The organism is Arthrobacter sp. GCM10027362, assembly GCF_042679445.1.
Lineage (GTDB): Bacteria > Actinomycetota > Actinomycetes > Actinomycetales > Micrococcaceae > Crystallibacter.
Genome location: NZ_JBHTML010000146.1, coordinates 1 through 10,388, shown reverse-complemented (window position 1 = coordinate 10,388; position 10,388 = coordinate 1). Strand labels below are relative to the sequence as shown.

At 67.8% G+C, this 10,388-nt stretch carries 13 protein-coding genes and 1 tRNA gene; 5 read left to right on the top strand and 9 right to left on the bottom strand.

Translation table 11 applies throughout. The features are described from left to right. Positions 1 to 147 precede the first annotated feature (147 nt). From ACFQ36_RS17050 to ACFQ36_RS17040, 3 genes are all read right to left on the bottom strand, one after another. Positions 148 to 684, bottom strand: a complete 537-nt coding sequence (locus ACFQ36_RS17050; RefSeq protein ID WP_377015710.1) for a GNAT family N-acetyltransferase — start codon at positions 682 to 684, stop codon at positions 148 to 150. 219 nt (positions 685 to 903) lie between these two features. Then, positions 904 to 1,125: a hypothetical protein gene (locus ACFQ36_RS17045; RefSeq protein ID WP_377015707.1), complete on the bottom strand. Its 222-nt coding sequence runs from the start codon at positions 1,123 to 1,125 to the stop codon at positions 904 to 906. A 438-nt stretch (positions 1,126 to 1,563) separates the two neighbouring features. Further along, complete coding sequence (locus tag ACFQ36_RS17040; RefSeq protein ID WP_377015704.1) at positions 1,564 to 1,707, bottom strand: hypothetical protein; 144 nt, start codon at positions 1,705 to 1,707, stop codon at positions 1,564 to 1,566. Positions 1,708 to 1,978: 271 nt separating this feature from the next. Between ACFQ36_RS17040 and ACFQ36_RS17035 the strand changes: the two genes are divergently transcribed. Next, entirely contained in the window at positions 1,979 to 2,359 is a 381-nt protein-coding gene (locus ACFQ36_RS17035; RefSeq protein WP_377015701.1) for a GatB/YqeY domain-containing protein, read from the top strand. An 84-nt stretch (positions 2,360 to 2,443) separates the two neighbouring features. Beyond that, the gene (locus ACFQ36_RS17030; RefSeq protein ID WP_377015698.1) at positions 2,444 to 3,232 is read left to right on the top strand and encodes a hypothetical protein; all 789 of its coding nucleotides are present in this window, start codon (positions 2,444 to 2,446) and stop codon (positions 3,230 to 3,232) included. 56 nt (positions 3,233 to 3,288) lie between these two features. Here the strand turns inward: ACFQ36_RS17030 and ACFQ36_RS17025 are convergent, their stop codons facing one another. After that, entirely contained in the window at positions 3,289 to 3,435 is a 147-nt protein-coding gene (locus tag ACFQ36_RS17025; protein WP_377015695.1) for a hypothetical protein, read from the bottom strand. 764 nt (positions 3,436 to 4,199) lie between these two features. Between ACFQ36_RS17025 and ACFQ36_RS17020 the strand changes: the two genes are divergently transcribed. Continuing rightward, the gene (locus ACFQ36_RS17020; RefSeq protein ID WP_377015692.1) at positions 4,200 to 5,069 is read left to right on the top strand and encodes a DUF2382 domain-containing protein; all 870 of its coding nucleotides are present in this window, start codon (positions 4,200 to 4,202) and stop codon (positions 5,067 to 5,069) included. 555 nt (positions 5,070 to 5,624) lie between these two features. Here the strand turns inward: ACFQ36_RS17020 and ACFQ36_RS17015 are convergent. Further along, positions 5,625 to 5,697: transfer RNA gene (locus ACFQ36_RS17015), tRNA-Ala, on the bottom strand. A 208-nt stretch (positions 5,698 to 5,905) separates the two neighbouring features. Between ACFQ36_RS17015 and ACFQ36_RS17010 the strand changes: the two genes are divergently transcribed. Then, a complete protein-coding gene (locus ACFQ36_RS17010) occupies positions 5,906 to 6,391 on the top strand; it encodes a hypothetical protein (protein WP_377015689.1) in 486 nt (161 codons plus the stop codon). A 242-nt stretch (positions 6,392 to 6,633) separates the two neighbouring features. Further along, positions 6,634 to 7,104, top strand: a complete 471-nt coding sequence (locus ACFQ36_RS17005; RefSeq protein ID WP_377015686.1) for an Lrp/AsnC family transcriptional regulator — start codon at positions 6,634 to 6,636, stop codon at positions 7,102 to 7,104. A gap of 30 nt (positions 7,105 to 7,134) precedes the next feature. On the opposite strand, the gene ACFQ36_RS17000 is transcribed toward ACFQ36_RS17005, so the two are convergent. The 4 genes from ACFQ36_RS17000 to ACFQ36_RS16985 all read right to left on the bottom strand — a co-directional run bounded on the left by ACFQ36_RS17000 (position 7,135) and on the right by ACFQ36_RS16985 (position 10,194). Then, complete coding sequence (locus ACFQ36_RS17000; RefSeq protein ID WP_377015683.1) at positions 7,135 to 7,632, bottom strand: DUF456 domain-containing protein; 498 nt, start codon at positions 7,630 to 7,632, stop codon at positions 7,135 to 7,137. A gap of 9 nt (positions 7,633 to 7,641) precedes the next feature. After that, positions 7,642 to 8,145, bottom strand: coding sequence for a DedA family protein (locus tag ACFQ36_RS16995; RefSeq protein WP_377015680.1), 504 nt, complete (start codon positions 8,143 to 8,145; stop codon positions 7,642 to 7,644). A gap of 119 nt (positions 8,146 to 8,264) precedes the next feature. Then, on the bottom strand, positions 8,265 to 8,777 hold the full coding sequence (locus ACFQ36_RS16990; RefSeq protein ID WP_377015677.1) for a YbhB/YbcL family Raf kinase inhibitor-like protein: 513 nt from the start codon (positions 8,775 to 8,777) through the stop codon (positions 8,265 to 8,267). Positions 8,778 to 8,913: 136 nt separating this feature from the next. Continuing rightward, on the bottom strand, positions 8,914 to 10,194 hold the full coding sequence (locus ACFQ36_RS16985) for an MFS transporter (protein WP_377015674.1): 1,281 nt from the start codon (positions 10,192 to 10,194) through the stop codon (positions 8,914 to 8,916). Positions 10,195 to 10,388: the final 194 nt, after the last annotated feature.

Genomic DNA, 10,388 nt, shown 5'->3' with positions numbered 1-10,388 from the left:
GCAGGAGGGGAAGACATTGCCCCGGCTTTGCCCCGGCCGGGGCAATGCCCTGCCCGGGGTCAGCGGCGGGCATCCATTCATTCATTCGGAGACCCGTAGACCGGGACGTCCATCTTCAGTTCCCCGGGCCGGTAAAGCCCCAGATGTTCAGCGAGCCGCATCACCTGGTCGGGGGTGCCCTGCTTCTACATCGTGACCAGGGGTCGTCGTTGTCCCGCCACCAGTTGCCGTGCCACTTGTGCCAGACCCGCCGTCATCAGGGCGACCGAACCTGACGAAAGCCCGTAGGGAGCCGTTCCGGAAATCCGCTGTTTCCCGCAAGCCGAGGGATTCGTCGAAGGCCTTTTGTACGGGCTCACCGTCGGTCAGCAGGACCTTCTGCCGCACATGGGCATAACGGGTCATGGCCTCGGCTGCCAAGGCGTGCCCGATGCCGTCGCGCCGGTGGTCCGGATGGACCAGAATGTCCTGGAGGTAGCAGATCGAGGCGCCGTTCGAGATGACGCGGGCCAGGCCGACAAGTTTGGTTCCAAGGCCGGCCTCGACGACCAGGGACGATCCGGCCAAGGCAGCTGCCAGGACTGCCGGGTTGTCCGTGTAGGCGGACCAGCCCACGGAGTTGTACAGGTTCAGGACCTCGCCCGGATCGAGGCCGGCGGCTTCAACCGATCGGGTTACTGCCATGGTCCCCATCCAAGCAGAAGCTCCGTTATTTCCCATGAAGCCGTTTACTGGATTCAGCCCTTGATTCTCGATGCCACGAGCGGTGCCCTGAGCCACCATAGAAGCCTGTCAATTCGCACACGTCCTTTGACATTGGGCATGCCCAATAAGCCGGTCGATCCCCTCCCGGCGCACTTCGGGCCGGGAGGGGATCGACGGGCGGGTCCTGATGCGAAAGGGCTACCTGCCGCCAATGGTGACGTAGCTGTCCGGCTCGACATCGGTCAGGGTGGACCAGTCACAGTCCGTGGTGGACCCGTACGTCACGAGCTCATACAGGCACCAGACAAAGCCTCGATCGGTCTTCATCCAGCCTTGGGACTGCCGTGCCGCCCGCTGCTCGGTCTTGCAACTGGTGAGCAGGAGGGCAACGACGGCCAGAATGGCCAGTTTCTTCTTCACGGGAGGGGTACCTTTCGGTGCAGGTTCGCAGCCGGATTATCCCGGCCCAGGCACCATGTGTGCGGCAGGATCACAGGCGTGCATCGGAATCCACGGAGCTTACATTCAGGCCCAACTCTTCAAGCTTGGGCCGGGAGCCTTGAAGAGCCGGGCCGCACACCCTTAGTCGTCAAGTCCTGCGTCGATCCGGTCCAGTGAAGCGGCAACGAAGCGATATGCTTCCAGCCCCCGCCGGCGGCCCGGACTGCCTGCGGTCCACGCCCACGCTCCTGTGCTGGAGCACGGCCAGCCGGGGCCCGTCCGAGATGTCGGTGTGGAACTCCTTCAGCCGGCGGGCCCGGATGGCAGGTCGGGCCCGGATCCCGGCCCAGGTGTGGACGCCCGCCCGTGGCCGGTCCGGTCTGGGTACGGATGCCATAGCACGGCTGGATCTCTATCTCAGTCATGGACCTGTTCCCCAGTAGTCCGGCGGATGGCAGGCAGCCGCGGCCAGCCGGGCTGATCGCTGTTCTGTGACGCACGGTGCACCGCCGGGTCGATCAGCTCGCGGATGTCGGAACTCAGCTCGGCCTGGTAAACCATGCCGCATCCGGAAGTCCTGGTCCTGCCACTTCAGGTGCACGTAATTCCGGGGCCAGCCGATCGCTTTGGCGCCCGGGTTACCGGATGCCTGTCGAAGTCCGGATGCCAGAGCGGAGTGGTGTCCAGAAGGCGGCCCAGCCTGTGAGGAGTCAGCCTTGTTCACCGGCCCGTTGTGGCACCGACTGATCGGCATAAAGTAAGGACACAGGGGCACTCTGGAAGGGGGCGGGATCATGGAGGAACGCAACAGCCTGACCGGGATCATCGGCCCGTGCTACGACGCCGCAGGGCTGCCGGCGCTGCCGACCAACGCGGACGTGATGGTCCGGTTCTTCCGGGAGGTCCCGGCCGCCCCGGCACCCAGGCCAAGCAGCTCCGGATCATCCGGAGGGTCCAGCGGGACGCCAGGCAGATCCTGCCGCAGCCGCTGACCGCCGTCGAGGTGGAAGCCATCGTCGACGGGCTGATCGCCACGCTGAAGGCAGGCGGCGTGGAGCTGGGCATACGACAGATGGGGGCCGTGATGAAGCCAATGACCGCCAAGGTCGCCGGACACTTCGACGGCCAGGCCGTCAGCGAGATCGTCCGGGCCCGTCCGGCGGGCCAGCCACCCGCTCGAAGGCCCCGTCGTCAACAGTCCGCGGGGTCGTAACGGAGCCTCCCAGTATTTTCCGGTGACCGGACTGTCTGCGGGGCGTAGCCTTCAAGAAGGGGGCACGGCAATCGGGAGTAGCCCATGGACCTGAAGGAAGCCGCGGCCGCCGAGGCCCGGGAGAATATGGCCAAAGCGTGGGCCGCAGTCGAAGGCGCCTGCATTCGGTCCGCCGCCGAATACTTGTCCGACTTCGACCTCCGTTCTCCGGAGGAGCCGGACAAGACGGTCTTTGACGCGGCCTACGACATGGAGGTCCGCTACTGGGGCAGGAGCTACCAGGACCTGCCCCGCAACATGTGGGAGACCTCGACAGGCGAAGACATGGAGGATGCGCTCAAGGAGAGTTGGACCCTTGCCCTGGCAAAACAGCTGCTTGCCATGCCGGGAGCCGATTCCCTCCGTGCCTGGGCAGAGCAGGAAGCCGGCGACCCGGCTGATGCCGTCGCACGGAACCTGCTGGAGACAGATCTGGACCTGGACGAACGCATCGCCGAAGAGTTCGTTGACCTGATCAATAAGGTGGGCCGAATGACGGTCCGCGAGGTGCTGACAGCCGGCAGCGGGGCCCGCCGCGACGCGCCCCGGGGGGAAGGGCAGGGCCGGCGGGACAGGGAACAGTTCCAGCACCACCTGCGCTGCCAGGAGTTCTACCGGGAGAACAAGGCCGCGTTCCTGCAGGCGTGCGGCCTCGAAGACCGCAGGATCGGCATCGACGACCGGACCACTGCCGAGGACGGCGTCAGGCGCTTGGGCTGGACGCTGGAGCAGCGGGTGATGTTCGCTGAGGGGGCGCCCCGGGATGCGCTCAGCGGCAAGCTGCGCGCCCTGCTGAAGCAGAAGACCTTCGGAGTCCTGCCGGAAGCGTCCTGACGGCCGGGCCCGGCCCTTCGACACCATGATCCGGCGGACATTCCCGCGCCGGGCGGTCAGGGTATGAAGAAGGTTTCAGCCGCTGGCCGGTTCAGGTGCGCCCACCCGTCCGGGAACACGCCGAGCAGCAACAGGATGCCGGCTCCTTCAGTCACGAAAACCTGCATGTTAGAGGTTTTCACATGCTGCTGCACCGCGCTCATGGTCCGACCTTCGTCCGTGTACCTTCCGGATGCAGATATGGTCCCACTGACACCCAGCCGCCGGAGCCAGGCGTGGCGCGAGAGGACTGGAAGCCCGGCACTTGGCTGCCGGCAAACGAATAGGGTATACCGTGGCCCTGGCCCGGACAGCCATCCGGTCCTCAGAGTTTCGTGCTGCCGCGGGTTTGGCGATACCGGGCTTGCACGCAAATGCTAAGCATGCTTAGCTTGCGGCGTAAGCAATTTTCCCGATGCCGTTCACGGTGTGCGCCCGGTCCGGACGCGCCCCGTAGGCCAGGAGGAAAAGCATGATGTCTACCGAAGACCGTGCAGCCGTGTCGCCGGGGCCTTCGCTGCTGCAGCTTCCGGCCGCCGGCTCGTTCCGGTCCGCGGCCCGGCCCGCGCCACGCCGCTCACCGCCCCGGTCAAGAATGAAAGGGCACGGTCCCCCGTTCCACCGGTGTTCGGAGAGTTCCATGCCGGGCAGCAGTGTGCCGGGCAGAGCCGGCGGCAGCTAGGAACCCACGGCCTCGGCCCGGGGTCGACACGCCAGGGGGAAAGCACCGCTGCCGCGGCCAATATGAAGAACCGCGCGCAGGAGGCCGGGGTCAACGTGCAGGACACCCGCGCCACCGCCTGAACCGGCAGCCCAAAAGCAGCTCGCACCATAGCCACGAAACCGACCGGCGGCGCCCGGACGACGCCACCGGGAACACAAACCGGACGTGGATAGTCCTCGCCCGGCGGAAACAAAAGGAAGTGCGATGATCGCCAGAGAACACATTGACCGTCTCATCGGCTCCAACGCGAACGTGATCGACTCCGAGGGAAACAAGATCGGCTCGCTCGGGGAGCTCTACCTCGACGACCGGACCAACGAGCCGAACTGGGCCACGGTCAAGACCGGTCTGTTCGGCACATCTGAAACCTTCGTGCCGCTGGATGCCGCCACCGTCGACGGCGACGACATCCGGGTCCCCTACACCAAGGACCAGGTCAAGGACGCCCCGCGCATCGATCCAGGCGGCCACCTCAGCGAGGCGGACGAAGACCGGCTCTACCGGCACTACGGCCTAGCCGGCGCCGGCTCCTTCAACACCGGCTACTCGGGTGCCGCCGGCACCGCCGCGGCCGGCACGGCCGGGTACACCGGAACCGAGGATACTGCGGGCACCACGGGGTACGAGGGGACTGCCGGGGCCGCCGGCACCCGCACCACCGGCTACGACACCTCCGGCCCCACCACCGACGACGCAATGACCCGCTCCGAGGAGCAGCTTAACGTCGGCAAGGAGACCCGGGAGGCCGGACGGGCCCGGCTGCGCAAGTACATCGTGAGCGAGAACGTCACTCAGACGGTCCCGGTCAGCCGGGAGGAGGTCCGGGTCGAGCGCGAGCCGATCACCGACGCCAACCGGGACGCGGCTATGGCCGGACCGGATCTGAGCGAGGAGGAGCACGAGGTGGTCCTGCACGAGGAACGCCCCGTGGTCGAGAAGGAAACCGTGCCGGTCGAGCGGGTGCGCCTGGACACCGAGACGGTCACCGACGAGGAGACGGTCTCCGAGCAGGTCCGCAAGGAGCAGATCGAGACCGACGGCGAGGACACCGGGCGCCGGGACCGCGGGCTCTGACCTGCCGGGAACCTGGTACCGGGCGGGGATCCCTGCGGCACGGCCGTGGGGATCCCCACCCGGCGCGCCGGGATAAAATGCCGGTGGCCCGGTCCGGGTGTGCCCGGTCCCGCAGCAGGAAGCATGGCCGGGCCGACCCCTCCTGGAGGCCCGCCCCCTTCACTCGGTCCCGGCTCCATCCCGGCGGCCGGGGTCCTTCTTGCGGGGCGGCCACCCCAGGGGAAAGACGGCAAGGCCGGCCCGGCACCTTGTGCCTTCGAAGCCTCGCCGCCATGCCAGCCACGCCGCTGTAGTGTGGAGGCCAAATACCTGCCCGGCATCAGGTCAACGCGTGGCACTGGCAGGACAGCACAGGGCAATACCGCGGCGACAGAGCCGGCCCCTGGCCGACACCGCGTCTGCGTTCGGGCGTGTGCTCTGGCATGCCGCACAGTTGCGCATATTCAGCGATACTGTGGCGCCCATGATCATCCGCTTGACCGCGAATACCGCGCCGTACTGGGACGATCGTGCGATTTTCCGGGCCGCACCCCGCCACGGAATCCCTGCAATCTGTGGAGCTTAGGGGAATCGAACCCCTGACCTTTTCATTGCGAACGAAACGCTCTACCAACTGAGCTAAAGCCCCGTGACCCGGCGGCTACGCCGATCCACTGCGTTCGATCATATGTCGCCAACCGCAATTTTGCCATTCGGCGTGTAACGAATCGGCCGCTGCCGGCGGGCCCGCACCCGCTTCCGCGCATCCAGGCCTAGGATTCAGGCAGGCGCGGGAAAGTCGGCCCGCCCGGCCGCCGCCCACCCAACCGTCCGCCGCACCGGAGGCCCAAGGCACCATGGAAAGCCAAGTCCTGAAGATCGTGTACACGTTCTTCCTCGGGATCATCATTTCCCTCTTCGTGGGCCTGGGCATCCGCACCTTCTACGCCCCGCCGGAGCCGCCGCAGTACCCGGCCACGCAGATCACCAAGGCGAACCCCACCGACGAGGAAATCGCCAAACAGCAGAAACAGCAGGAGGAACAGGAGCGCGCCTTCCGCGCATACGAGGAGCAGAACAGCACGTATAACCGCAACGTGAGTACCATCGCGCTGGTGGCTTCGGTCATCCTGCTCGGGGCGAGCCTGCTGCTGGAGAAGCGGAACCGGGTGCTGGCCAACGGCATCCTGCTCGGCGGCCTGTTCACCCTGCTGTACAGCATTGGCAGGGGCTTCGCCTCGCAGGACACCCTGATGACGTTCATCGCCGTGACCGTGGGCCTGGCCGTGGCGCTGGTCCTGGGCTACCGGAGGTTCTTCGAACCACCCAGCCGGCAGGCTTAACCGGCAAGGCCCCTGCTCCCGGGAGGAGCAGGGGCCTTGCCGTGTGAACAACATGGCCGGACCTGTGCCACGGTCCCGGACAGGCCGGCGGCGGGATCTGCCGAGGCCTGCGCGCCGCGGGCCCTGGCTTGTGGCCTCGACCCGCTTTGGTAGCCATCAGAACAGTTTCACGACAAACAGAGCAAGGGACGATAATAAGACCGGTCAATCTGACCAACTTATTCGGAAGAATCGGGCAGGAAGTGGTCATATTGCAGGAACTGGACCAAACGGACCGGCGGATCCTGCTGGCACTGGACGAGGATCCCCGGATCCCGATCATGCTGCTGGCGCAGAAACTCGGCCTGGCACGCGGCACCGTGCATGCGCGGCTGGAGCGGATGGCCGCCTCCGGCACCCTGCGGCCGAACTCCGCCCGGCTCCTGCCCGCCGCCCTGGGCCGAGGGGTCATGGCGATGGTGAGTGCCGAACTGGACCAGAGCAAGCTCAATGACGCCGTCGAGGCACTGCGCCGCGTTCCGGAAGTCCTGGAGTGCCACGCGCCGGCCGGAGATACGGACCTGCTGCTGCGCGTGGTGGCCCGCAGCCCGGACGACCTGTACCGGGTGAGCGAGGAAATCCGGCTCTGCCCGGGCATTACGCGCACCTCCACGCAGATGTTCCTGCGCGAGGTCATTCCGTATCGCACCACCGGGCTGCTGCAGGAGGACTGAGGGCGCCTCCCGCTCCTGAGGGGACAAGCCTCAGAGGAAAAAGTGCACGACGACGCCGATGCTCCAGACAGTGCCGGCGCCGAAGGCACAGCCGAGTTCGGCGAGCACCCCCAGCCCCATCGCCTTCAGTGCCGCGGCGCTGGCCCCGGCGGCCTCCCGAAAGTCGCGGCGCCGGACGAATTCGCTCAGCAGCAGCCCGACGGCGAAGCCCACGAACAGCCCCACCACGGGCAGCACGAACATGCCGGCGATTCCCAGGACCACACCGGCCAGGATCGAGCGGTTGGGGATCCGGCGTTCCCTCAGGCGCCTGCCGGTCAGCACCGCCCCGGCGAGCATGCCGGCGGCGACGAACACCATCCCCACCGCGAAGACCACCCAGCCCAGGGTGCTCTGCAGCGTCACGGCCCACAGCAGCAGCCCGACCGCGATGGTGATCGAGCCGGGCAGGACGGGGACGACGACGCCGGCCATACCAACGGCGATGAGCAGGCCGCTCAGGATGGTCGCAGTGATCTGGGCTTCCATCCCCCCAGCTTAGAGATTGAGGCGCTCCGGCCCCACTCCAGGACGCTCCCGCCGGGCCGGATGGCGCTTGCGCCACCCCAGATATGCGGCTCCCAGCACGACTACGCCGGCAAGCACTCCCGCGGTGACGGGAGACTCCAGCAGCAACGCGAACCAGGCCGCGACTGCCGCCAGGCCGACGGTCGCGTAGACGCCGGCCCAGACCAGGCTGCCCAGTGCGACTGCCGGAAGAAAGCGGCTCTGGGGCATGCGGGCCAGGCCGGCGCTGGCGAGGACCGCTGTCTGCAGGCCTACGGTGAGGAAGCAGAGCGTGACTGCGAACGGGCCGAACCTGTTCATGAGGCGCGCGGCACGACGCATCACAGCACTGTCCAGGTGCTTTTTCGGACGGCTGCGCCGGACACCGACGGCGAGCCCACGGGCCAGCCAGTAGGTGCCGTTGGCGCGCAGCATCACCCCGCAGAAGAGTGCCAGAATGGCCCAGCCCAGCGGAAGGCCCAGGAAAATATCCATAAGCTTCCTTCCTCACGCCGGTTCGGACACATCTATTCTACGTTTCGTAGAAAAAGTCTGCAGGCGGCGGTCCCGCCATGAGGCAACGGGAGCCGGCGTCCCGGTATTCCGGACCGGGATCAGCCGGCGGCGAAGGTCGCGGTGAACGAGCCCGAGGCGAGGGTATGCGCCATGATGTTGAACCGTGCGGCGGTGTGGCTCGTGCCGGCGGGCGGGCCCAGCTTCTCCACGTCCAGCGCATACACGGTAAACACGTAGCGGTGGTTTTCCCCGGCGGGCGGGTTCGGGCCGCCATACCCGGGGTGGCCGTAGTCGTTGTTCACCGTCACCGTGCCGGGCACCGTTGTGTCGCCGCCGAAGTCCGTGGTGCCGGCCGGGATGTCGAATTCAATCCAGTGCCAGAAACCGCTGCCGGTGGGCGCGTCCGGGTCGAAGCAGGTGACAGCGAAGCTCCTGGTGCCTTCCGGGGCCCCCTCCCAGTGCAGGTCCGGGACCTTGTTCCGGCCGCCGGCGCCCTTGGCCGCATAGTCGGAAGCGATCACCGAACCATCCGGGATCGCCTTGCTGGTCAGGGTCATGGTCCGCGGCTTTTCCGCCAGCGGGTCCCGGATCTCGAGTGCGCCTTCTGCCATGGGGATCCTCCTTGAGGCGTGGGGAATTGTCAGCGAGCGGGGCAGGGCCCTGCCGTGTTGCTGACGCGCCATGCAGGGACCCTGCTGCCCGTTCTACAGGCTACCGTGGTTCCGGCCGGGGCGGCATCGGCGGGCCTTAGCGCACGCCCCTGATCCGGTGCACGAAGACGGCCCCGAGCAGTCCGACGACGGCGGCGACGCTGAAGAGGGCCCGGTAACCGCCCAGGTGGAGCACAATCGGCGCGGCCAGCAGCGGCGCCAGTACCTGCGGCAGCGAGTTGGCGATATTGATGACGCCCAGGTCCTTGCCGCGGTCCAGGGCGTTCGGCAGCACCTGGGTCAGCAGGGCGAAATCCACCGCCAGGAACATGCCGAATCCGGCACCCAGCACGGCGGCCCCGGCCAGGGCCGCGGGCCAGGTGGGCACGGTGGCCATGATGACCGAAGCGGTGGCGATGGTGAGCGAGGAAGCGACCACGAAAGGCTTGCGCCGGCCCACCGCATCGCTCCAGCGTCCGCCCAGCACGGCCGTCACCACCACCACGGCGGCGTAGATGCCGGTCAGGATCAGCACGCCCGCCGCCGGGTCCGGGAAGCCGACCGCGTCCTGCAGGAAGTAGAACAGGTAGAGCGTGAAGAGGCTGTTGCCCAGGTTCACCAGGAAGCGGGTCAGCCAGGCCCAGCCGAAGTCCGGGTAACGCCGCGGCGAAACGTAGAAGCCCTTCAGGAACCCCGCCCAGCGGAACGGCGGCCGGTCCCTCCGGTCCAGCGGAACGCTGCGGCCCCGGACCAGGAACGGCACCGCGCAGGCGAGCAGGAAGGCGGCGCAGTAGAAGTAGCCGAGGACAAAGCCGCCGGCCAGCGCGGCCAGCACGGCCCCGAGCACGATGCCGACGGTCTGTCCCATGGCGGCCAGCCCGCCCACCTGCCCCCGCTGGGCGGCGGGAACCTGGTCCGGCACCGCTGCGGTAACCGCCGCGTAGGCGGCATTGCAGCCGGCCTGGACCAGGCACCAGCCCAGCACCATGACCGCGACCGACGGTGCCCCCGCCAGCAGCAGCAGCGCGGCAAAGGCCAGGACGGTGCCGCCGAGGACCCAGGGCACGCGGCGGCCGAGGCGCGAGGTGGTCCTGTCGCTCAGGGCCCCGGCCACCGGATTGGCCACCAGCGAGACCGCCGCACCGAAGCCGGTGGCCAAAGCCAGGACGGCCTCCTTCCGGCCGGGGTCGAAGGACTGGGACTGCTGCGCCAGCAGCACCTGCAGAGGCCCGAAAAAGGCCGCGTTGATGCCCAGGTTGGTCAGGACCACCGCGGTGATCCAGCCGGCGCGCACCCGCTGGACGGGCTCCCGCAAAGCCGCCGGCAGCGGTGCCGGGGAGGTCCCGCTGCCCTGGCCGCCGGCGTCGTGGAAAGTCATCTGCGTCCTGGCTCCTGGCTGAGTCTTGTGCTGCTGAACAGTTTCCCAGCGTAGCGATGCGGCACTGCGGGCCGGCACACGGCACGGCCGGGCGGGCGCCCAGCGGCCTGCCCGGTGCGCCGAACAGCACGAATGTTTCGGGCCGGCCACGCCATCGCGTCCGTTCACCGCCGGACCCGGTGGGACCGCGGGCG

Bases quoted from the DNA above. Each gene is read 5' to 3' on its own strand.
- ACFQ36_RS17050 (WP_377015710.1), bottom strand. From the start codon at position 684: ATGGCAGTAACCCGATCGGTTGAAGCCGCCGGCCTCGATCCGGGCGAG.
- ACFQ36_RS17000 (WP_377015683.1), bottom strand. From the start codon at position 7,632: ATGGAAGCCCAGATCACTGCGACCATCCTGAGCGGCCTGCTCATCGCC.
- ACFQ36_RS16990 (WP_377015677.1), bottom strand. From the start codon at position 8,777: ATGGCAGAAGGCGCACTCGAGATCCGGGACCCGCTGGCGGAAAAGCCG.
- ACFQ36_RS17010 (WP_377015689.1), top strand. From the start codon at position 5,906: ATGGAAAGCCAAGTCCTGAAGATCGTGTACACGTTCTTCCTCGGGATC.
- ACFQ36_RS17040 (WP_377015704.1), bottom strand. From the start codon at position 1,707: ATGGTTTACCAGGCCGAGCTGAGTTCCGACATCCGCGAGCTGATCGAC.
- ACFQ36_RS16995 (WP_377015680.1), bottom strand. From the start codon at position 8,145: ATGGATATTTTCCTGGGCCTTCCGCTGGGCTGGGCCATTCTGGCACTC.
- ACFQ36_RS17020 (WP_377015692.1), top strand. From the start codon at position 4,200: ATGATCGCCAGAGAACACATTGACCGTCTCATCGGCTCCAACGCGAAC.
- ACFQ36_RS17025 (WP_377015695.1), bottom strand. From the start codon at position 3,435: ATGAGCGCGGTGCAGCAGCATGTGAAAACCTCTAACATGCAGGTTTTC.
- ACFQ36_RS16985 (WP_377015674.1), bottom strand. From the start codon at position 10,194: ATGACTTTCCACGACGCCGGCGGCCAGGGCAGCGGGACCTCCCCGGCA.
- ACFQ36_RS17030 (WP_377015698.1), top strand. From the start codon at position 2,444: ATGGACCTGAAGGAAGCCGCGGCCGCCGAGGCCCGGGAGAATATGGCC.